This is a genomic window from Campylobacter sp. US53 (genome assembly GCF_004378995.1).
GTDB classification, from domain to species: Bacteria; Campylobacterota; Campylobacteria; order Campylobacterales; family Campylobacteraceae; genus Campylobacter_D; species Campylobacter_D jejuni.
In genome coordinates this window covers 126606-147560 of the sequence record NZ_RYYH01000003.1, presented here as the reverse complement: position 1 = coordinate 147560, position 20955 = coordinate 126606, and the positions used below count along the sequence as shown (strand labels likewise).

Annotated in this window: 24 protein-coding genes; 4 read left to right on the top strand and 20 right to left on the bottom strand. The window is 30.9% G+C overall.

Annotated features, from left to right (window positions below):
- Positions 1-15 precede the first annotated feature (15 nt).
- Together flaC and ELQ05_RS03850 are read left to right on the top strand one after the other, a co-directional pair.
- Positions 16-765, top strand: a complete 750-nt coding sequence (gene flaC, locus ELQ05_RS03855; RefSeq protein WP_057042777.1) for a flagellin C — start codon at positions 16-18, stop codon at positions 763-765.
- A gap of 34 nt (positions 766-799) precedes the next feature.
- Positions 800-1432, top strand: a complete 633-nt coding sequence (locus ELQ05_RS03850; RefSeq protein ID WP_070300936.1) for a YggS family pyridoxal phosphate-dependent enzyme — start codon at positions 800-802, stop codon at positions 1430-1432.
- 12 nt (positions 1433-1444) lie between these two features.
- On the opposite strand, the gene dnaE is transcribed toward ELQ05_RS03850, so the two are convergent.
- Positions 1445-5047: a DNA polymerase III subunit alpha gene (dnaE, locus tag ELQ05_RS03845; RefSeq protein WP_087684596.1), complete on the bottom strand. Its 3603-nt coding sequence runs from the start codon at positions 5045-5047 to the stop codon at positions 1445-1447.
- Positions 5048-5240: 193 nt separating this feature from the next.
- On the opposite strand from dnaE, the gene ELQ05_RS08485 reads away from it, so the two are divergent.
- The gene (locus tag ELQ05_RS08485) at positions 5241-5483 is read left to right on the top strand and encodes a SelT/SelW/SelH family (seleno)protein (protein ID WP_257841187.1); all 243 of its coding nucleotides are present in this window, start codon (positions 5241-5243) and stop codon (positions 5481-5483) included.
- Positions 5484-5495: 12 nt separating this feature from the next.
- Here the strand turns inward: ELQ05_RS08485 and ELQ05_RS03835 are convergent, their stop codons facing one another.
- The 18 genes from ELQ05_RS03835 to ELQ05_RS03750 all read right to left on the bottom strand — a co-directional run bounded on the left by ELQ05_RS03835 (position 5496) and on the right by ELQ05_RS03750 (position 18461).
- Entirely contained in the window at positions 5496-5825 is a 330-nt protein-coding gene (locus ELQ05_RS03835; protein ID WP_070300932.1) for an ArsC/Spx/MgsR family protein, read from the bottom strand.
- A complete protein-coding gene (locus ELQ05_RS03830; protein ID WP_096702973.1) occupies positions 5822-7162 on the bottom strand; it encodes a class II 3-deoxy-7-phosphoheptulonate synthase in 1341 nt (446 codons plus the stop codon). The genes ELQ05_RS03835 and ELQ05_RS03830 overlap by 4 nt, the downstream gene beginning before the upstream one ends.
- Before the next feature lie 23 nt (positions 7163-7185).
- Positions 7186-7599: a hydroxyisourate hydrolase gene (gene uraH / locus ELQ05_RS03825; protein ID WP_002852246.1), complete on the bottom strand. Its 414-nt coding sequence runs from the start codon at positions 7597-7599 to the stop codon at positions 7186-7188.
- Between the two features lie 133 nt (positions 7600-7732).
- Positions 7733-8089, bottom strand: coding sequence for a 50S ribosomal protein L19 (rplS, locus tag ELQ05_RS03820; protein WP_002854824.1), 357 nt, complete (start codon positions 8087-8089; stop codon positions 7733-7735).
- Between the two features lie 10 nt (positions 8090-8099).
- Complete coding sequence (trmD, locus tag ELQ05_RS03815) at positions 8100-8804, bottom strand: tRNA (guanosine(37)-N1)-methyltransferase TrmD (protein ID WP_052801784.1); 705 nt, start codon at positions 8802-8804, stop codon at positions 8100-8102.
- Positions 8801-9340 (bottom strand): ribosome maturation factor RimM, encoded by a 540-nt coding sequence (gene rimM, locus ELQ05_RS03810; protein WP_070316969.1) that lies wholly within the window; start codon positions 9338-9340, stop codon positions 8801-8803. The genes trmD and rimM overlap by 4 nt, the downstream gene beginning before the upstream one ends.
- On the bottom strand, positions 9333-9575 hold the full coding sequence (locus ELQ05_RS03805) for a KH domain-containing protein (RefSeq protein WP_002852144.1): 243 nt from the start codon (positions 9573-9575) through the stop codon (positions 9333-9335). The genes rimM and ELQ05_RS03805 overlap by 8 nt, the downstream gene beginning before the upstream one ends.
- A gap of 2 nt (positions 9576-9577) precedes the next feature.
- Complete coding sequence (gene rpsP / locus ELQ05_RS03800; protein WP_002852274.1) at positions 9578-9805, bottom strand: 30S ribosomal protein S16; 228 nt, start codon at positions 9803-9805, stop codon at positions 9578-9580.
- A 64-nt stretch (positions 9806-9869) separates the two neighbouring features.
- Positions 9870-11207, bottom strand: coding sequence for a signal recognition particle protein (ffh, locus tag ELQ05_RS03795; RefSeq protein WP_070316968.1), 1338 nt, complete (start codon positions 11205-11207; stop codon positions 9870-9872).
- Positions 11208-11274: 67 nt separating this feature from the next.
- Positions 11275-12027 (bottom strand): RluA family pseudouridine synthase, encoded by a 753-nt coding sequence (locus tag ELQ05_RS03790; RefSeq protein ID WP_070316967.1) that lies wholly within the window; start codon positions 12025-12027, stop codon positions 11275-11277.
- Positions 12008-13165, bottom strand: a complete 1158-nt coding sequence (gene waaA / locus ELQ05_RS03785) for a lipid IV(A) 3-deoxy-D-manno-octulosonic acid transferase (RefSeq protein WP_070316966.1) — start codon at positions 13163-13165, stop codon at positions 12008-12010. The genes ELQ05_RS03790 and waaA overlap by 20 nt, the downstream gene beginning before the upstream one ends.
- A complete protein-coding gene (locus tag ELQ05_RS03780) occupies positions 13162-13878 on the bottom strand; it encodes a zinc ribbon domain-containing protein (RefSeq protein WP_070316965.1) in 717 nt (238 codons plus the stop codon). Before ELQ05_RS03780 ends, waaA begins: the two co-directional genes overlap by 4 nt.
- A gap of 9 nt (positions 13879-13887) precedes the next feature.
- Positions 13888-14613 carry a Nif3-like dinuclear metal center hexameric protein gene (locus ELQ05_RS03775; RefSeq protein ID WP_052834165.1) on the bottom strand — a complete coding sequence of 242 codons (726 nt, stop codon included), beginning with the start codon at positions 14611-14613 and terminating at the stop codon, positions 13888-13890.
- Positions 14600-15463, bottom strand: coding sequence for a glycine--tRNA ligase subunit alpha (gene glyQ, locus ELQ05_RS03770; protein WP_002861386.1), 864 nt, complete (start codon positions 15461-15463; stop codon positions 14600-14602). The genes ELQ05_RS03775 and glyQ overlap by 14 nt, the downstream gene beginning before the upstream one ends.
- A gap of 11 nt (positions 15464-15474) precedes the next feature.
- Positions 15475-16011 (bottom strand): DUF3972 domain-containing protein, encoded by a 537-nt coding sequence (locus ELQ05_RS03765; RefSeq protein ID WP_002852251.1) that lies wholly within the window; start codon positions 16009-16011, stop codon positions 15475-15477.
- A gap of 9 nt (positions 16012-16020) precedes the next feature.
- A complete protein-coding gene (purE, locus tag ELQ05_RS03760) occupies positions 16021-16515 on the bottom strand; it encodes a 5-(carboxyamino)imidazole ribonucleotide mutase (RefSeq protein WP_134239956.1) in 495 nt (164 codons plus the stop codon).
- Entirely contained in the window at positions 16516-17769 is a 1254-nt protein-coding gene (locus ELQ05_RS03755) for a peptidase U32 family protein (protein ID WP_044258389.1), read from the bottom strand.
- On the bottom strand, positions 17766-18461 hold the full coding sequence (locus ELQ05_RS03750; RefSeq protein ID WP_070300924.1) for a chemotaxis protein: 696 nt from the start codon (positions 18459-18461) through the stop codon (positions 17766-17768). Before ELQ05_RS03750 ends, ELQ05_RS03755 begins: the two co-directional genes overlap by 4 nt.
- 203 nt (positions 18462-18664) lie before the next feature.
- On the opposite strand from ELQ05_RS03750, the gene glnA reads away from it, so the two are divergent.
- Positions 18665-20095, top strand: coding sequence for a type I glutamate--ammonia ligase (glnA, locus tag ELQ05_RS03745; protein WP_134239955.1), 1431 nt, complete (start codon positions 18665-18667; stop codon positions 20093-20095).
- Positions 20096-20162: 67 nt separating this feature from the next.
- Here the strand turns inward: glnA and flgG are convergent, their stop codons facing one another.
- On the bottom strand, positions 20163-20954 hold the full coding sequence (flgG, locus tag ELQ05_RS03740; protein ID WP_002852142.1) for a flagellar basal-body rod protein FlgG: 792 nt from the start codon (positions 20952-20954) through the stop codon (positions 20163-20165).
- Position 20955 lies beyond the last annotated feature (1 nt).

Here is a 20955-nt window from a genome sequence, read left to right as displayed (position 1 = left end):
GAGAAGGAGTAGGCCATGATGATCTCTGATGCAACTATGATGCAACAAAATTATTATTTAAACAATGCACAAAAAGCTAGCGATAAAGCTTTAGAAAATATTGCAGCTGTTCGCGCAATAAGTGGAATTGATAGTGCTAATTTAGCTATTGCTGATTCTTTAAGATCTCAATCAAGCACTATAGATCAAGGTGTCGCAAATGCTTATGATGCTATAGGGGTTTTACAAATTGCAGATGCTAGCCTTACCAATATCTCTCAAAGTGCAGATAGACTTAATGAACTTTCAGTAAAAATGAACAATGCTGCACTTAATGATTCTCAAAAAGGAATGCTAAGAACAGAAGCAACACGCATACAAGAATCCATCAATGATTCTTTTAATAATGCAACTTATAATGGAAAAAATGTCTTTCAAACTATGAATTTTGTAGTAGGTAGCGGAACTGAAACTACAAATTTAAATCCATTAGCAACAGGTGGATTAAGCATAGATAATCAAGATAGTATTACAAATTTTATGGATCAACTTGGAAGTTTAAGAAGTGAAATAGGCTCAGGTATCAATGCCATTGCATCAAATATTAATGCAAGTGTTCAAAACAGCATCAACTCAAAAGCAGCTGAAGATAATTTACTAAATAATGACATGGCAAAAAACGTTAATGATTTTAATGCCAATTATCTAAAAGAAAATGCTGCTGCTTTTGTTGCTGCGCAATCCAACATACAGCTTCAAAGCAAAATTGCTAATTTGTTACAATAATATAAGCCCTAAATAGTGCTTATTTCTTTATCAAATGACTTTAGAGCAAATTTTAGAAAAAACCAAAAACGTTCGTCTTGTAGCCGCAAGCAAGTATGTCGATGTAAGTGTAATTGAAAAGCTTTTTGATCAAGGTATAGTAGAATTTGGAGAAAATCAAGTCCAAGCTCTAGCACAAAAAAAAGAAAATCTTGATGAAAAAAAATTAGACATAAAGTGGCATTTTATAGGAACTCTACAAAGCAACAAAATCAATCTCTTAATCAAACAAAAACCTATATTATGGCACTCTTGTAATGGTATTAAAATAGCTAAAGCTATGGAAAAAAGACTTGATTATCAATTAAATACTTTATTAGAAATCAATAGTGCAAATGAAAATAGCAAAAGCGGTCTAGATCCAAATCAAGCTGTAGAAGAATATTTACAAATACAAGAAGAATGCTCCAATCTAAATCTTTGTGGCGTAATGAGTATAGGATCACACAGCCAAGATAAAGAAAGTATTATAAAAAGCTTTGAAACTACATTTAAAATTTATGAAATTCTTCAAAAACATGGGGCTAAAATTTGCTCTATGGGGATGAGTAATGATTTTGAAATTGCTATAAAATGCGGATCTAACTTAGTAAGACTTGGAAGTATTTTATTTAAAAATCTTAAGTAAGAACAATCTTACTTAAGCATATTTATTAGAAATTTCCTCTACTATACTATCAGAGATAATAAAATCTGTATGATAAAGCAAGCAAGATCCCGCGCTAATAACTTTTAAAACAAGTTTTTTATTATTTTTTTCATTAGGATTATGTGCATTTCTAGCAATTTCATGAATTTCATAGATTAATTCTCTATTTAACCTTGTCAAATCTAGCTCTATGATATTTTTTTCAAATTCCTTAGGTTCTGCGGTAAAATGATTTTCTTCTTTATTTTTGAAATCTTTTTTTGCTCCAAATTTTTTTATAGCTTTAATCTCACCATCTTCAAGACTTTGTAAATCTTTAATTGCTTTTAAAAAAAAGCTAGGCTTCTCCCCTCCCTCAGCTTTAAATCCCAATACAAAACCATAGGCATTATTTTTTAAATTTTCATCTTTGATGATGTTTTCTATTTCTTCTACATTGCTTTCAAATACAGTAGCATCAAACGAAGAATAATAATCCAAAATTTCAATTCTACCATAACGCTTATTATTTTTACTCATCATGGATTTGAAATCTTCAATTTTACCTATACTTAAAATTTCTCCATTGTTTTTTAAACTTTCAAAATCTAAACTTTTAACATAATTTATGGCATTAATTTGTTCATAAAATCGATCTAAAGGATGGCCTGAAACATAAATTCCTAAAATTTCTTTTTCATATCCTAATTTTTCCATCACTTCAAATTCTTCATTTTTGGGAGTAAAATTTACTTGAACACCTGAAGTTAATTCCTCTTCACCAAAAAGAGAACTTGCAGCATTTTTTCTTACTTCAGCCATTTTACGCGATGCTTCGCTAAGATTTTCCATATTATCAAACAAAGCTTTTCTAGTAAAACCAAACTCATCAAAAGCCCCTGCCTTAATAAGACTTTCTAATGTTCTACGGTTTATTTTGGTAGGATCTATCTTACCTAAGAAATCATTAATATCCTTAAATTCTCCATCTTGTCTTGCTTCAAGTAAATTTTCAACTGCAGGAATACCCACACTTTTTATAGCCCCAAGTCCGTATATAATAGCATCCTTGCCATCTTGCTCTAAAGCACTAAATTCACGGATCGCTTTGTTAATCGATGGAGGTAAAAGTTTAATATTCATTTTTTTCATCTCATCAATATAAACAGCAATTTTATCCACATTGTTTTCTTCGCTTGTTAAAAGTGCTGCCATAAATTCACTAGGATAATAAGTTTTTAAATAAGCTGTTTGAAAAGTAATCAACGCATAAGCCGCAGAGTGAGATTTATTAAAACCATATCCTGCAAATTTTACGATAAGCTCCCATAAATCCTCAGCTTTTGCTCTATCATATCCTTGTTTTTCTGCTCCATCTGCAAAATCAGTCTTAAGCTTTTTCATCTTCTCAGGATCTTTTTTACCCATAGCACGACGCACTACATCAGCACCTCCTAAAGAAAAGCCACCTATAATTTGAACAATTTGCATAACTTGCTCTTGATAAACAATAACCCCATAAGTAGGTTCTAAAACCTTTTCTAAACTGTCAAAAGGATATTCTATGCTTTTTAAACCGTGCTTTCTATCGATAAAATCATCAAGCATTCCTGATTCCATAGGACCTGGACGATAAAGTGCAAGAACCGCAATGATATCTTCAAAACGCTCTGGTTTTAAGCGTGCATTTAAACTTTGCATACCGCCTGATTCGATTTGAAAAATTCCCAAAGTATTTCCACTTTGTATGGTTTTATAAACTTTGCTATCATTTACATCTATAGTTTCCCAAATAATGTCTTTATTGTAACGCTTTTTAATAAGCTTGATCGCATTATTGATTACTGTTAAAGTTTTAAGACCTAAAAAGTCAAATTTTATCAAATCCACATCTTCTAAATGATCTTTAGAATACTGCGTTACTAAATGTCTTTCATCATTTTTACTTTGTCTAAAAAGCGGAGTTTTCTTCCATAAACTTTCATTAGAAATTACAACACCTGCTGCGTGCATACCCGCATTGCGATTTAATCCTTCTAAAGCTCTTGCATACTCCCAAACTTCAGGACCTTTAGGATGACGATCGATAAATTCTTTGATTTTAGGTTCTTTTTCATAAGCAGCATCAAGAGTGATTTTAAGCTCTTCAGGCACAAGTTTAGCAAGCTCATCAGCATCTTGAATACTCATATCACAAACTCTAGCCACATCACGAATCACCCCTTTAGCCAAAAGTTTACCAAAGGTAATCACCTGTGCAACCTTATCCGCTCCATATTTATCAATCACATAATCAATCACTTCAGCACGTCTGTCTTGACAAAAATCCACATCAATATCAGGCATGCTCACACGCTCAGGATTTAAAAAACGCTCAAAAAGTAGACTATAAGGAATAGGATCTAAATCCGTAATCCTTAAACAATAAGAAACCAAACTTCCTGCAGCTGATCCTCTTCCAGGGCCTACTGGAATACCTTTATCCTTAGCCACTTTAATAAAATCATGAACAATAAGCATATAACCTGAAAATTTCATATTTTTAATGATGTTAATTTCTACTTCAAGTCTTTGTTTGTATTCTTCATGCTTACTTTCATCGATAAATTTTAATCTCTCTTCAAGTCCTTTTTTACAAAGTTCTTCAAAAACTATGTCATCATTATCAAAGCTAAATTCTTTTGTTTCTTCAGGTAAGATAATATTATGATCTTTAGCATATTCTCTTGTAAATTTAAAATTCGGTGGAGTGGGATTGCCAAGATTAAGCTCTAAATTACATTTTTGCGCGATTTCTTGTGTATTTTCTATAGCTTCTGGAATATCTGCAAAAAGCTCACTCATTTGCTCAGGGCTTTTAACATAAAATTCATGCACACTATGACGCATTCTATCAGGATCGTTAAGTTTTTTTCCCATGGCTATACACATAAAAACCTCATGGGCAGCCGCTCTTTCTTTAAAAGTATAATGCGTATCATTTGTAGCAATAATTTTTATATTTAATTCTTTAGAAAGTCTGATAATATCATCATCTATCATTCTTTGATCGCCTATACCATGACGCATGATTTCAAAATAAAAATCATCTTTAAAAACTTTTTTATACCATAATGCCGCTTCTTTTGCTGCCTCATAGCCTTTTGCACCAAAACGCACATTTCTTTCACTATAAGTATTTAAGTGCCAATTTACTTCACCTTGCAAGCAAGCAGAAGAGCAAATAAGACCTTCACTATAATCTTCCAAAAGCTTTTTATTGATACGCGGATAATAATACAAGCCTTTAATATAACTTTGAGAACTTAGATACATTAAATTTTGATATCCAATCTCATTTTTTGCATACAAACAAAGGTGAAAACGCTGGCGAGAACTTTTATCATCTAATTCATCGTGATTATGCAAATACGCTTCCATGCCAATGATAGGTTTTAAACCTTGTGCTTTCATTGTTTGATAAAAATCAATTGCCCCAAACATATTTCCATGATCTGTCATAGCCACACTTGTAGCACCCTGCTCTTTTAAAGTCAAAGCTAATTCTTTAAGCTTATTAGCTCCATCAAGTAAAGAATATTCTGTATGCAAATGCAAGTGTGTAAATTGGCTCATTTTCTTCCTTTAATTTTTTAAGGCTTATTTTAATTTTGATAAAAATTATAAATTTTTCTCGCTGAATTTGAAAGAAATTAGCCCTAAATTTCAACTTAAATTTTGACAAAAAGGCAAAAATTCAGCCAAAATAAACTATAATAAAATCTAAGATTTTAATCTTAATAAAAAGAACTTTTCAAAGGATGAAATGATGAAAGTAAAAATTGCTTATTGCAATCTTTGAAATTATCACCCACAAGCTGCAAGGGTTGCAGAAGAACTACAAAGCGATTTCAAAGATGTTGAAGTAGAATTTGAAATTGGCAGCAGAGGTGATTTTATCGTTGAAGTAGACGGAAAAGTTATCTTCTCTAAAACACAACTTATTAATTGCGAAAGTGAAAGATTTCCACATCAAAATGAAATTAATCAATTGATAAAAAATAGAGTGTAATCAAACACTCTATTATAACATTTTTTCATATTCCTTACCAATATATATGTTTTGCTCATACTCGATAATAGGACGCTTAATACAACTTGGATTTTCTAATACAATTTTTTCAAGTTCTTTTTCATTTAAACTTTTAACTTTTTCTTTGTTTAAACCAAGTTTTTTAGAAGTTAATCCAGCAGTATTGATAAGTTCTTCAAAAGATTTTTGTTTTAACCATGTATATAAAATATCTTGACTAATCTTTTTAATATCCATAAAATCAAACACAATGCCTTTTTGTGTTAAAGCATCCATAGCTTTTTTTACAGAATTGCAATTTTTAATACCATAAAGTTTCATTTTCTAGCCTTTTTTACTAAATCTGCAATTAAAAAAGCAAGCTCTAATGCTTGATCCGCATTAAGTCTTGGATCGCATTGAGTCTCATAACGATCTTCCAAGCTTTGAGCAGTAACATTGCTTGCACCACCTGTGCATTCTGTTACATCTTTACCAGTCATTTCAAGATGCACTCCACCTGGATAAACTCCTTCGCTTATTGCAATCTCAAAAAAAGATCTCACTTCTTGCATGATTTTATCAAACTCACGTGTTTTAAAATTACCTGCTTTTACTGTATTTCCATGCATAGGATCTATGCTATATACTAAATTTAAACCTTCGCTTTTAAGTTTAGAGAAAATTTTTGGCAAATTATTGATAATTTTATCTGCACCCATGCGGATAATAATATTTAATCTTCCTTCTTCATTATTTGGATTTAAAACATTTGCTAAAGCTATGATATCATCTGCACTTGCACTAGGTCCTATTTTAACCCCTAAAGGATTTTTTACTCCTCTTAAAAAATGTACATGAGCTTCATCAAGCGCCCTTGTTCTTTCACCTATCCAAAGCATATGAGCTGAACAATCGTAAATTTCCCCACTTAAACTATCCACTCTAGTTAAAGCTTCTTCATAAGGCAAAAGTAAAGCTTCATGTGAAGTATAAACACTAACTTCTCTTAGACTCGGCGTATTACTTGTATTAATTCCACAAGCTTCCATAAAAGCTAAAGCTTGTGAAATTTTTTCACTGATATCAGTATATTGCTTATGGAGTTCACTCTTTTTTAAAAAGCCCAAATTCCAACGATGCACTTCATGCAAATCTGCTAAACCACCCTTAGCAAATCCACGCAACAAATTTAGCGTTGTTGCACTTTGATAATAAGCTTCAAGCATTCTATGTGGATCAGGAATGCGTGCTTGTTCGCTAAATTCAAAACCATTAATAATATCACCACGATAACTAGGAAGACTTATACCATTTAACTCTTCAAAATCACTACTTCTTGGCTTGGCAAACTGCCCTGCAATACGACCAATTTTTACAACAGGACATCCACCGGCAAATGTAAGCACTATAGCCATTTGAAGTAAAATTTTAAACATATCACGGATATTTACAGCGCCAAAATTTTCAAAGCCTTCAGCACAATCTCCACCTTGAAGTAAAAAAGCTTCTTTTTTACAAACTCTTGCTAAAGACTTTTGAAGATTTCTCACTTCTCCAGCAAAAACCAAAGGAGGAAGCTTCTCAAGTCTTGCTAAAACTCTATTCATTTCCTCTTGATCTGGATAGATAGGTTGCTGTTTTATAGGATAGTTTTTCCAAGAATTCTTAGTCCACATGGTTTTTTCTTTCGTTTTATTTATCAGCTTCCTCTATAAGTTGAATAACCAAAAGGAGAAAGGGTTATTGGAACATGATAATGTTTTTGATCTTTAGAAAGCTCAAAACTTACCTCTACAAAAGGATAAAAAGTATTTATTTTGTGTGATGTGTAATAGTCTTTTGTGAAAAATTTAAGCTTATAAATTCCAAAAGCCCTATTTTCAGCTTTTTCATATGGTAATAAATCTCCTATTCTACCATTTTCTTCGGTAAATTCTTCACTTACTTTTTTCCACTGTTGATTTGCTTCCAACTTATAAAGCTCAACTTTTACTTTAGGAGCAGGTTGTCCAGAAGTAATATCCAAAACATGAGTACTTAATTGATATTCAGTAGCACTCAAAAACATTGGCACGCTTGCTAGTATTAATAAAGTTTTTTTAATAGAAAACATTTTCTCTCCTTGTATAATATTTACAAAGAATATTATACAAGAGTATTATTAATAATTAAAATCAAACTAATAAAAATTATAAATTAATTATAATTATTTAATTGTTAGACTTATAATAAAAAATAATTATAAATTATTTTTTAAGCTCTTTAATACGTGCTGCTTTACCGCGTCTATCTCTTAAGTAGAATAATCTTGCACGGCGTACACGACCACGACGCAAAACAGTAATACTTTCTAAACTTTCACTATAAATAGGGAAAATTCTCTCAACGCCAACATTATTAGCACCCATTTTACGCACGATAAAAGTTTCACTTACGCCATTACCTCTTCTAGCAATACAAATACCCTCAAAATTTTGGATTCTTGTTTTATCCCCTTCTTTGATGCGAATTGCAAGCTTTAAAGTATCACCAGCACGAAAATCTGGAACATTTTTACCTTCAATTTGTTTTGCTTCAAATTGTTCTATATATTTATTTTTCATAAAAAATCCCTTATTTTTTGCGTTCATGCTCTAAAAATAAATCTGGACGAAAAAATTTCGTTTTGCAAGACGCCAAAGTAGTTTTTAAACTTGCAATTCTAGCGTGATTACCCTTTAAAAACTCTGAAGGAGTATAAAATTTTTTATTTTTTTTCTCAAAAATAAAAGGTTTTGAAAAAGCAGGCGCTTCGAGTAAATTATTTTCAAAGCTTTCTTCTTCCAAACTTTCCATATTCCCTAAAACCCCGTTAACATTTCTTAAAATCGCATCACACATTACAAGCGCAGGTAATTCTCCTCCTGTTAAAATAAAATCCCCTATGCTAAAAACTTCATTCGCAAAAATTTCAAGCACTCTTTCATCTATACCTTCATAACGCCCGCATACAAAAACTATATGTTCTTTTTTACTTAAGCGTTTGGCATCTTTTTGATTAAAGGTTTTACCACTTGGATTTAAAAAAATAAAATAGGGATTTTCTTTTTTTTCTTGAATACTTCTTAACACCTCATACATAGGTTCAGCTTGCATCAAAAGTCCAGCTCCGCCACCTATTTTATAATTATCGACTTTATGATAGGAATTTTTAGAAAAATCTCTTGGATTATAAAAATTAAGTTTGAAAAGTTTTTTTTCTTTTGCTCTTGCAAGTATAGAATCTTGAAAGTAAAATTCCATAAGATTAGGAAACAAAGAAACGAAACTAAATTTCATGAATTTTCTAAAATTAAAAAAGCATCTTGCGTGCAAAAAATCTGTCGTTTTTCTATATCTATATTTTTAATAAATTTATCTAAATATGGAATAAAAAATATTTTAGGATATTTTTTTTCCACCCATTTTTCATCACTTTGAATTTCAAATAAATAAGAAGCTCCAGTTTCCAAGATATCAACCACTTTACCTAATCTTTTATCTTCTTCAAAAACTTCACACTCTAAAATATCAAAATAAAAAAACTCATCTTTTTTTAATTTACAAGTTTGTCTGCTTTTCTCGATACTCTGAAAAAGAATAAGATTAGTTAATTCTTTGGCCTTTTCTATATCTTCATAATTTTCAAATAAAACAGTAGAATTGCTTGCATTATAATGCTTAATCTTTAACATTTCTTTGGTGTTTTTTATAAAAAAAGTAGCATCTTTTTTAAATTGAGAAGAAAAGTCGCTCAGGTTATGCAATTTTACATAACCCTTAAGACCCACAGTTTTACCAAGTTTTGCAACTTGAACAAAATCTTTTTCACTCAAGTGCTTTTACCGTTACTCTATAAGAACTTGCATCCTTACTCTTATAAGCAGAGATTACGGTTTTTATAGCATTGATCATTTTTCCATTTTTACCTATAAGCTTACCTGTATCAACCTTATGTGCAAAAAGAACAATCTCAAAAAAATTTTCACTTAATTCAATTTTTTGAGTATCAATCTGTTCAGGATAATCTGCAATTAATTTTGCGTATTCTCTAAGAAAATTCTCTACCATGATTATTTACTAGTGATAGAAGCAACTTTATCGCTAAGTTTTGCACCAACACTTTTCCAATAAGCTAAACGCTCTGCATCAACTTTAATTACCTCAGGTTCTACCATAGGATTATAATACCCAATACTTTCTATCCAACCACCATCACGACGTTTTCTACTATCTGTAACTACAATACGATAAAATGGTCTTTTAGTTCTACCCATTCTTGTAAGTCTAATAACTGTCATTTATACTCCTTAAAAATTAAAAATTTTATTTATAGATACTATAAAAAGTATTTATAAATAAAATTTAAAATTGTCTTCTAGCTTGACTCATCATCTGTGTTAAACTTTCCATTCCTTTTTTACCTGAAAATCTTTTTGCAAGTTTTGCTGCATTGCTAAATTGTTTTAAAAAACGATTGACTTCTACCTGAGAAAGACCCGCTCCATCTGCTATACGACGTTTTCTAGTATTATTTAACAAATCAGGATTTTCTCTTTCTTTTGGAGTCATTGAAGAAATCATTGCTTTAATGCGTATAATTTCTTTAGAATTATCCAAATCTATATCTTTTACCGCATTTGCCATTCCGCCAAGTCCTGGTATCATGCCAATTAAAGATTTCATACTTCCTAATTTTTTAATACTTTCCATTTGATTAAGAAAATCATTAAAATTAAATTCACCTTTTTTAATTTTTTGATTAAGTTTTTTAGCCTCTTTTTCATCAATAATCGCAGCAGTTTTTTCAGCTAAAGTTGCCAAATCACCCTCACCCATAATACGACTTACTATACGATCTGGTATAAAAACTTCTAAATCTGCTACTTTTTCACCCACACCAATAAATCTTAAAGGAATACCGATTTGTTTTGCTATACCTAAGGCTACTCCACCTTTAGTATCTGCATCAAATTTTGATAAAATTACCCCGCTGATACCTAAAACTTCATTAAAACTAGCCGCAGTCTTAACCCCATCTTGACCACTCATTGCATCAGCAACATAGAAAATCTCATCAGGATTTAAAACATCCTTAACTGCTTTTAATTCATTCATCAAAGCCTCATCTATAGCCAAACGTCCAGCAGTATCCACAAGCAAAACATCTACCATAGAACTTTCAGCCTTTTTTAAGGCCTCTTTAGCAACCCTAATAGGATCTTTTTCATTTTCTATGAAGAAAAGTTCAATTTCATTAGCTTCACAAAGTTGTCTTAGCTGCTCCACTGCCGCTAAACGCTGTAAATCACAAGCTGCAACTAAAACTTTTTTATTGCGTAATTTTAAATAATTTGCAAGTTTGATAGTGCTTGTAGTCTTACCGCCCCCTTGCAAACCTGCCATTAGAACTACTGTTGGGGGTTTAGAAGCAAAAACAAAACCTTGATTTTTGCCATTGACACTTAAAATATTTTCTAAATTTACTTTAATGGCATTTAAAAATTGTTTTTGACCTATTCCGTTTTGCTTTACATCTTCTTCTATCAAAGTCAAAAGCTCTTTAGTTACCTTATGGTGAACATCTGCTTTTAAAAGAGCTTTTTTTAAGGTTTCTAAAGCGTTCTTAAGTGCTTTTTCATTATCAACAAAACGTAATTTATTAATCGCTGATTTAAAAGATTCGCTAACTAACTCAAACACTTTATTACCTTTCTATAAAATTTTTAAATTAAACCTTGCATTATACAAAATTTTTTCTTAAATGGCTTTAAAAATCTAAATTTTTTATCTCAAAGCCAACTTTTGTAAAACTATTATCTAGCTCAGCCTTAAAATAATAATCAAAAATTTTAATTTCATAACTATGTAAATACATTCTATCGCTTGAAATTTTAGCATATTTTTCATCACCTACAACGCCATGTTTTATAAATTTAGCATGCACTCTGATTTGATGAGTTCTACCTGTTTGAATGACTATTTTTGCTAAGGTTTTTTTTGACTGCATCATGATAGGAGTAATGATACTTAAGGCACTTAAACCATCTTTTGAAACTTTACTTAATGCCCCACCTTTTGCTTTTATGGTAAAAATAGGCTCATTCACTTCAACCTCTTCAGCCAAAACCCCATCTAAAACCGCAATATAACTTTTATAAACCCTGTGTTTTTTAAATTCTTCTATACAAAGCTTTCTAAAATCTTCATCTTTGCAAAGCAAAATCACACCGCTTGTTTCTTTGTCTAAACGATTTAAAAGCTTGGCATTAAATTTTTTCTCCAAGTCTTCACTCACATAAGCATAAGGTTTATTAATAGCAATAATCTTATCATCTTCAAAAATAATTTGAGGATTTTTGGTTTTTATCACATTAAATCTTGCCTTATCGCTCATCAAAGCTCTAGCAACCACAACTTTTTTTCCATGTGAAAAAACACAACCCTTATCAATCAAATCTTTAGCTTCACGATTTGAAATTTTTTCTTGCAAAGCTAAGAGTTTATAAGCTTTTTCTTGCATCAATTCCCTTTTGTATGGTCTGTATGATAAGATCTAAATTTTCTTTTTTGGAAATTTTAGCTTTTAAATTTAAATAATGAATTTTATCATTTAAATCTTTTAAATTTTCGCAAAAATATACATTTTCTACTTCTTCAAATAAAGCCTTTTGATTATGAATAAATTTCCCACTGATTAATACATTGTCAAAATATGCCACTTCTATAGGATTGTGTCCTCCTATGCCTTCTATGAAAGAACCTCCAAGCACAACAACATCAGAAATTGCATAAAAATTTACAAGCTCTCCTAAAGCATCTAAAAGCAAAATTTTTTTAGCAAATTTCTTATTTTCATCTTTTAAAGAACTAAATTTTTCAAATTTCAAACCTTTGTTTAAAAGCAAATTTTCAACTTCTTTAAAACGCTCAGGGTGTCGTGGGGCGATAATGAGTTTTTCATTTTCTTCTAGTTTAAAATGATCAAGCAAAAGCTCTTCTTCATCTTTATGCGTACTAGCAAAAATGATAAGCTTTTCCTTAGGTTTGGCATAAATTTTATTATTTTTAATTTCTAAATTTGCCTTAATATTTTTAAAAATTTTAACATTTTTAGCTCCCAAACTTTCAAGTCTTACTTTATCTAATTCACTTTGAGCAAAAACTTCATCAATATAAGAAAAAATTTTTTTATAAAAAAAAGAAAATCTTTGATAAGAATGATAAGATTTATCAGATATTCTTGCATTAAGCAAAATAATCTTAGTTTTATAAATGTGTGCCATGAAAATAAGCATAAGCCAATATTCTGCTTCAAAAATTACCAAAACCTTACAAGGCTTAAACCAAAAAGGCAAAAAATTTTCAAAAGCAAGATAATTTACCTTTTTACAAAATTCTTTTGCATATTCAAAACCTGTTTGAGTAATAGTAGTTATTCTTGAATCAAATTTCAAAACCAAAGTTTTAATACTTCTTACCTCCCCGTAAGAACAAGCATGAAAATGTACATCAGCTTTTTCTTGATGTAAATTTTTATAAAGAAAAAATCGGGATTTTAAACTAGTTTTATATTTGGATTTTAAAAAAGAAAGCAAAAGAATAAAGACGGCACAAAATAAAAATGCCGCCCAAGTTAAAAAATAATAAAAAAAGATCAATTTTGTTCTTCTTGCTCTTTATAAAGAATTCTTCCACAATGAGGGCAAGTTACAATCTCTTCACCTTTTACAACAGACAGATAAGTCTTATCGTAAATTTTCATAAAACATCCATAGCATGCTTGTTTTTTAACAGGAACTACAGCAGTATTTTTCGCCCATTTGCGAATTTTTTCATAAAAACTTAAAACTTTTTGATTCATCTCGCCCACAAGTTTGGTTTTTTTATCATAAACACTCATTCTATCTTTTTCAAGAACTTCCATTTCAGATTTAATGCTTACTCTAATCTCATTAATATTTTGCTCTTGTTTAATTTTTTCTTCTTCAAGTTCTTTTTTATAAGTTTCTTTATTCTCTAAAATTTTATCCAGTCTTACAATTTCATCATTTGCAGCGTCTAATTGCTCTTTTGCAATATCTTCTTCAATTTTTAAAGCATTAGCTTCTTTTTCTGTTTTTACTGCACTACTTTTTTTAGAAAGCTCTTTAATTTTTGCCGAAAACTCAGAAATATGAGCATTATTTTGTACTTTTTGATTTTCTATATCTTTGATTTCTTCATCGATTTTTTCTAAATCTGTGTTGATTTTTCCTATTTTTAACTCAGCATCTTTTAAAGTCTTATTAATACTGTCTATTTTTGGTTCATAACTATCAATTTCTTGATCTATTTTTGATAAAAGCACTAATTGTTCGAGATATTTATTCATTTATTTTCCTTAAAAATATTGAAATGGATTTTTTGAAACTGTTATTATAGCTTGTAGCGGCAAATTTTTCAAGTCTTTTGCTAAACATTGAGAAAAATATCTCTCACTTTCAAAATGACCCAAATCAATAAGACTGATTTGATTACTAAGTGCCTCTAAAGCTTGATGATATTTAAAATCTCCGCTTAAAAAACAATCCGCATCTACTTTAGAAATTAAATCCCCACCACTTCCAGTACATATAGCAATACGCTTAATGTCTTTTTTACCACAATTGCTTACACGTAAAATTTGTAAATTTAACTTTTTTTTCACCCAGTCACACAAAGCTTCAAAAGACATAGAATTTTCGACATAAATTAAAAATTCATCTTTAAAAGAAATTTTAAAACCTAAAATTTCTTCCGTAAAATAAGTGTTTAAATGACTTAAATCGTAATTTGTATGCATACTGATTAAAGAAATATTTTTACAAATCATTTCTTTAATAAAAGCTCTAGGATAAGTCTTGTCATATAAATCTTTTAAACTTTTAAATATCAAAGGATGGTGTGTGATAATTAAAGAATTTTCACTCGCTTCTTTAATGATATTTTCATCAATATCTAAGCTTAAATAAACAGTTGAAATTTCACTATCCCTATCTCCAAGCAAAATTCCACTATTATCCCATGATTCTTGGATATCAAAGGGACTTAATTGATCTAAAAAATTATAAATTTCACTCAGTTTCATTTAAATTTTTCTTATAAATTTCAGCACAATTTTTCGAAAGCTCACGAATTTTTAACATATAATCTTGTCTTTGTGCTACAGAAATTGCTCCTCTTGCATCTAAAAGATTAAAAGTATGTGCAGCAAGCATACAATAATCATAAGCAGGTAAAGCTAGTCCTTGTTCTAAAATATTTTTACATTCTTTGTAAGAATTTTCAAACTGCTCATTTAAGATCTTAACATCACTTACTTCAAAATTGTATTTACTAAATTCATATTCACTTTGCTTATGCACATCTGCGTATTTAATTTTTTCTCCATTAAATTCACTCCAAACTATATCATAAACATTATCAACATTTTGAAGATACATGGCTATTCTTTCAAGACCATAGGTAATTTCAGCACTTACTAAATCTACTGCTATACCGCCAACTTGCTGAAAATAAGTAAATTGAGTGACTTCCATACCATCAAGCCATACTTCCCAGCCTAAACCCCAAGCACCCAAACTTGGACTCTCCCAATTATCTTCAACAAAACGAATATCATGACTTTTTAAATCAAAACCCAAATTTTCAAGACTTTTAAGATATAATTCTTGAATATTATCAGGACTAGGTTTAATCAAAACTTGAAATTGATAATAAGCGCCTAAGCGATTAGGATTTTCACCATAACGTCCATCAGTAGGCCTTCTACTTGGAGCCACATAAGCAGCTGCCCAAGGTTTTTTTCCTAAACTTCTTAAAAAAGTTGCTGGATGAAAGGTTCCTGCACCTGCTGGCATATCATAAGGCTGCATAATCGCACAACCTTGCTCTTGCCAATAATTTTGTAAATTAAGTATCATTTGTGAAAAAGTCATTGTTTCTCTCTTTATTGTTCCATATTTTCAATAGGTTTTTCTAAATTTTTATTCATTTCCAAATCAGGCTCTGTCTTAGCTCCAAAAATTTCTGCGGTTTTACTCCACATTAATTTATATTTACGCTTGAGAAATTCTATCTCTTCACGCGCATGTTTTAACTCATTATTTAAAGTTTCTATAGTTTTTCTATCTTCATCATAAAGTTCTTGCATAGAATAAAGAGCGTCTTTTAAAAATTTATTCTCATTTTTTAATGCTTCAAGTGTTTCATCTTTAGCATCTAAAACTTTTTCATGTAAATTTAAAATAGTTCCTATTGTTTTTTCAACAAAACTTTCTCCTGCTAAAGTCATTGAATTTACCATTGCAGTTTGAGATTTTGCAGAACTAGGCACTACACTAAAAGTACCTTGATGAGCTTCGATGTAAATTTTACCCTCTTCTTCTTTAAAATTTAAAGCCCCATTGGCCATCATACCCTTAACCACATCTTCATTTAAATGCACAAGTTTACAAAATTCTTCAAGTTCAAGATAGGTTTGCATTTTTATCCCTTATAATAAAACTTCTACTTCTTTTGAATCAGATACAAGTTTTTTTTCTTTTTCAAGACGATCTTCTTTAAGCTTTTGTGCTAAACCAACATCATAAATAGCTAAAATTTGCATAGCCAAATAAGCAGCATTGATCGCTCCAGCCTTACCAATAGCTAAAGTTCCTACAGGAATTCCACTAGGCATTTGCACCGTAGAAAACAAAGAATCCATACTTGCAAGATTGCTTCCTGACATAGGCACTCCCAAAACAGGTTTTGTTGTATAAGCTGCAACAGCTCCAGCTAAATGTGCTGCCATTCCAGCTGCTGCTATAAAAACTTTCGCACCTTTTTCTTCAGCATTTACAATATACTCTTTTGTTCTTTTTGGACTACGATGAGCTGATGAGATAATAAGTTCATACTTTACCCCAAAACTTTCTAAAGTTTTAGCAGCCTCTTTCATAGTCTCATAATCACTCTTGCTTCCCATTAAAATAGAAACAAAATTCATCTATATTTCCTTTCTTAAAAAACTTAATGCACTGATTTTATTTGGTAATTGGATTTCATGTTCATTGCCACTATGAATTTCGCTAAATTCTTTATTGTTTTTAGCAATGAGTTTTTTAAACTCTATAAAATATTTATCCTCTTTTTGATAAATTTTACCTAGTTCATTATCGCAAGTTTGAATCACATCGCCTAAAGGGGCTAAAATTTCATAAGGCGTGTTTAAAACGATTTTCCCTTTACATTTAAAAAAGCTTCCATCTTCGCTTATAGCATGCACTTGATGAGAACCTTCTTCTATGCTTGTATTATGATTTTGCGTGTCGGTTTTTTCCAAAGGACGCGAAACAAGATAGCCATCTGTAAAACCACGATTTTTAAGTGTAGCAATCTCTTTTTCATACTTACTTGACTCAAATTTACCCTCTAAAGCATCTTGTATAGCCATTTTATAAGTCCTTGTTGTAAGCGCAACATAATATTCGCTTTTAGTACGCCCTTCTATTTTAAAAGCACTGATACAATTTTCTTGCATGATTTTTTCTATATAAGAACAAAGATTTAAATCTTTAGAATTAAAAATATGAGTACCATTTTCATCTTCTTCTAAGCGAAATAAAGTGCCATTTTCTGGATTTTTAGCATAAAGCTCATAATTAAATCTACAATCATTTGCACAAGATCCACGATTGCTCATTCTTCCACTTTGCACAGAGCTTATTAAACAACGCCCTGAATAAGCAAAACACATAGAACCATGCACAAAAGCTTCAAGTTCAATATCGCAATTTTCCTTTAAAGCTTTAGCGTCTTTAAGCCCTAATTCTCTGGCAATTACAACCCTTTTAGCACCCATATCCTTATAAACTTGAGCATCTAAATAATTTAAAATATTTGCCTGAGTAGAAACATGTAAAGAAATTTCAGGTGCAAGTTCTTTAACAAGACGCATAGCTCCAACAGAAGCTACGATAAAAGCATCAGGTTTCATCTCACGTAATTTTAATATATGTCTTTTTAAACCTTCAATTTGAGAGCTTAAATGAAAACCATTTAAAGTAACATAAATTTTCTTACCACGCTCATGAGTATATTTGATAGCTTCTTCAAAACTTTCATAATTAAATTCTCTTGCAGTGCGTGATCTTAAAGAAAAATTATTCACACCCGCATAAACCGCATCTGCGCCATAAGCCAAAGCAATTTTTAATTTTGTGAAATTTCCTGCAGGAGCTACTATTTCAGGAATGATCATTTTTGCCCTAAACTTGCAATTAAAGCTTCTATATCATCATTACTTACAACATCAGCAGTACTATCGCCTTCAATATGCACTGCAGAACTTACACGTTTTTTATCATCAATTTTACCTTCAAATAAAGAACTCATATAACGGCTTAAAGCACGCATTACATTAATAACACGTTCGATTTTTTGACGATGTATATCTTGATACTGCATTGCATCCATTGCCATCATCACTTCATCTTGTCCGCTTTGAAGATTTCCGACAATCTCCTTAGAACTTTTTTTAGCTTGATTGTTTAATTCTAAAGCTTCACCGAAACTTTCCACATTAGGAAATTTTTCATTAAGTTTAGAAAAAATATCAATATTTTTTTCTATTGCTTTATTTATTTCTTTGAGTAAACTTTCAGAATCTGCAAAAAAATTATTAATACTTTCAAGCTTATCCATCATTTCCGTTGCTTTAAGCTCGCTATCTTTTGTAACATCATCTAACTGATGTACAACTTTATGCTCCTGATTTGGTGGGGGTGGTGGCCATACTACACTAGGATTAGGTTTGTAATCAGCTATTTTGACATCTTCTAGCATCAAAGCATCTTCTTCGGTATTCGATTCTTCGGTTTTTACCTCTGCTTCTGTCTCTGAATCAAGATCAACATCACCATTCATCAAAGCATCAAGCTCTTCTTGAGTCATTTTTTTCCTTTTTTTAAATCTAGATTTTCAATAATTGCTCAAAATTATAATCAATTTTATCTAAAACAAAAATATAAATTTTTATTTTTTTAATCTTTTTAAATTAAATTTTTAAATTTATTAAAAAAAATATATTAATTAAATCTTAATTAAAAATTTTATGATATAATTTTATAAATTTAATTACATAAAGGAGTAAAAATATGGGAAAATTTGTTAATAATATAGATGATTTTTTCAAATTTTGCAAACAAAATGAAGTGCTTTTTGTTGATTTTCGTTTTACGGATATGATAGGAACTTGGCATCATATTACCTATAATCTTCATGCAATCAATGAAGAAACATTTCAAACTGGCATTCCATTTGATGGAAGCTCAATTCATGGATGGCAACCTATAGAAAAATCAGATATGATTTTAAAACCTGATGCGCAAAGTGCTTTTTTAGATCCTTTTACGGCTGATCCTACTATCATAGTATTTTGTGATGTGTATGATATTTACAAAGGACAAATGTATGAAAAATGTCCAAGAAGCATAGCAAAAAAAGCAATGGAACACCTTAAAAATAGTGGCATAGCTGATACTGCTTACTTTGGACCAGAAAATGAATTCTTTGTTTTTGATAGTGTAAAAATAGTTGATACTACTCATTGTTCTAAGTATGAAGTTGATACCGAAGAAGGAGAGTGGAATGATGATAGAGAATTTACCGATAGCTACAATACTGGACACAGGCCAAGAAACAAAGGTGGATATTTTCCAGTTCAGCCAATTGATTCTTTAGTAGATATTCGTTCTGAAATGGTTCAAACCCTTGAAAAAGTAGGTCTTAAAACTTTTGTTCATCATCATGAAGTTGCACAAGGACAAGCTGAAATAGGAGTAAATTTTGGCACGCTTGTAGAAGCAGCTGACAATGTTCAAATTTATAAATATGTTGTAAAAATGGTAGCTCATTTAAATGGCAAAACTGCCACTTTTATGCCAAAACCTTTATACGGAGATAATGGCAATGGTATGCATGTTCATATGAGCTTATGGAAAGATGGAGTAAATTTATTTTACGATAAAGATGGATACAGTGGACTTAGTCAAACTGCTATAAATTATATAGGTGGAATTTTAAAAAATGCTAGAAGTATTGCAGCTTTTACAAATCCAAGTTCCAACTCTTACAAAAGAATAGTTCCTGGCTTTGAAGCTCCTTGTATTTTAACTTATTCTTGTCAAAACAGATCAGCAAGTTGTCGCGTTCCTTATGGTATAGGTAAAAATTCAGCTCGTATAGAAATTCGCTTCCCTGATAGCACTGCTAATCCTTATTTAGCTTTTGTTAGTCTTTTAATGGCAGGTCTTGATGGAATCAAAAATAAAACCATTCCTGTGGGTCCTATGGATGAAAATTTATTTGATCTTACTTTGGATGAAATACGTGAAAAAGGGATAGAGCAATTACCACATACTCTAAGAGGAAGTTTAGAAGCTTTAATCCGACATAATTCTTATTTAAAACCTGTAATGAGCGATATTTTTATCGATGACTATCAGCATTTAAAATTTGAAACACAAGTTTGGCCAGTAGAAGCTCGTCCAACTGCTTATGAATTTAAAACTTGCTACTCTTGCTAAAAATTTAATGGCGTTTAACACGCCATTAAAAACAAAAAAGAATTAAAAATTATTTATTTTATATCAACTATCGCTTAAGCTGATTTACAATTCCTAGCATATCATCACTTGTTGTAATTGCCTTAGAACCCGCTTCATAAGCTCTTTGTCCTGTGATAAGATCTGTCATTTCTTCAACAAGCTGAACATTACTAAGTTCTATAAATCCATGTCTTATTGTTCCAAGCCCATCTTGTCCTGCTATACCCGCAACAGGTGCACCACTTGCTCCTGTTTCAAGATAAAGATTATCACCCATAGAATGAAGACCCGCTGGATTTATAAACTGAACTAGCTCCACTTGGCCAATTTGAGTTTCTTGTTGCTCCCCTGGTAGCATTACAGAAACGGTTCCATCTGTAGCAACATTAATTGCTGTTGCACCTTCAGGTATTGTCATTTCAGGTAAAAGTCTATAACCATCTGAATTTACAATATTACCTTCATTATCTTTTGTAAATTGCCCATTTCTAGTATATCCTATAGTGCCATCAGGAAGTTGTATTTGAAAAAACCCATTACCTGCAATAGCCATATCAAGACCATCAGTACTTGTTGATTTTAAATTTCCTTCAGTAAAAACTTTAGTTACCGCTGTTGGACGCACACCCACACCCACTTCTATACCCGAAGGAGAAAGAGTAGTAGCTGAAGTTGAAGTTCCTGCATACTTCATAACTTGATACATAAGATCAGCAAATTCTGCGCGACTTTTCTTAAAACCTGCTGTATTAACATTGGCGATGTTATTTGAAGTAACATCAATTTGTGTTTGCTGCGCTACCATTCCCGTAGCAGCAGTATGAAGTGATCTCATCATT

Coding starts and splice junctions, on each gene's coding strand:
- ELQ05_RS03765 (WP_002852251.1), bottom strand. CDS start 16,011: ATGCAAACCTATCTTGAACTTGAAGAATTTTGTAAACTTGTGCATTTA.
- ELQ05_RS03805 (WP_002852144.1), bottom strand. CDS start 9,575: ATGGTAGAGAATTTTCTTAGAGAATACGCAAAATTAATTGCAGATTAT.
- purE (WP_134239956.1), bottom strand. CDS start 16,515: ATGAATTTTGTTTCTATTTTAATGGGAAGCAAGAGTGATTATGAGACT.
- glyQ (WP_002861386.1), bottom strand. CDS start 15,463: ATGACTTTTTCACAAATGATACTTAATTTACAAAATTATTGGCAAGAG.
- flaC (WP_057042777.1), top strand. CDS start 16: ATGATGATCTCTGATGCAACTATGATGCAACAAAATTATTATTTAAAC.
- dnaE (WP_087684596.1), bottom strand. CDS start 5,047: ATGAGCCAATTTACACACTTGCATTTGCATACAGAATATTCTTTACTT.
- trmD (WP_052801784.1), bottom strand. CDS start 8,804: ATGAAATTTAGTTTCGTTTCTTTGTTTCCTAATCTTATGGAATTTTAC.
- ELQ05_RS03755 (WP_044258389.1), bottom strand. CDS start 17,769: ATGATCATTCCTGAAATAGTAGCTCCTGCAGGAAATTTCACAAAATTA.
- ELQ05_RS03835 (WP_070300932.1), bottom strand. CDS start 5,825: ATGAAACTTTATGGTATTAAAAATTGCAATTCTGTAAAAAAAGCTATG.
- uraH (WP_002852246.1), bottom strand. CDS start 7,599: ATGTTTTCTATTAAAAAAACTTTATTAATACTAGCAAGCGTGCCAATG.
- glnA (WP_134239955.1), top strand. CDS start 18,665: ATGGGAAAATTTGTTAATAATATAGATGATTTTTTCAAATTTTGCAAA.
- rplS (WP_002854824.1), bottom strand. CDS start 8,089: ATGAAAAATAAATATATAGAACAATTTGAAGCAAAACAAATTGAAGGT.
- ELQ05_RS03780 (WP_070316965.1), bottom strand. CDS start 13,878: ATGAATAAATATCTCGAACAATTAGTGCTTTTATCAAAAATAGATCAA.
- ELQ05_RS03850 (WP_070300936.1), top strand. CDS start 800: ATGACTTTAGAGCAAATTTTAGAAAAAACCAAAAACGTTCGTCTTGTA.
- ELQ05_RS03750 (WP_070300924.1), bottom strand. CDS start 18,461: ATGACTCAAGAAGAGCTTGATGCTTTGATGAATGGTGATGTTGATCTT.
- ELQ05_RS03830 (WP_096702973.1), bottom strand. CDS start 7,162: ATGTGGACTAAGAATTCTTGGAAAAACTATCCTATAAAACAGCAACCT.
- rpsP (WP_002852274.1), bottom strand. CDS start 9,805: ATGACAGTTATTAGACTTACAAGAATGGGTAGAACTAAAAGACCATTT.
- ELQ05_RS03790 (WP_070316967.1), bottom strand. CDS start 12,027: ATGCAAGAAAAAGCTTATAAACTCTTAGCTTTGCAAGAAAAAATTTCA.
- ELQ05_RS03775 (WP_052834165.1), bottom strand. CDS start 14,613: ATGAAACTGAGTGAAATTTATAATTTTTTAGATCAATTAAGTCCCTTT.
- flgG (WP_002852142.1), bottom strand. CDS start 20,954: ATGATGAGATCACTTCATACTGCTGCTACGGGAATGGTAGCGCAGCAA.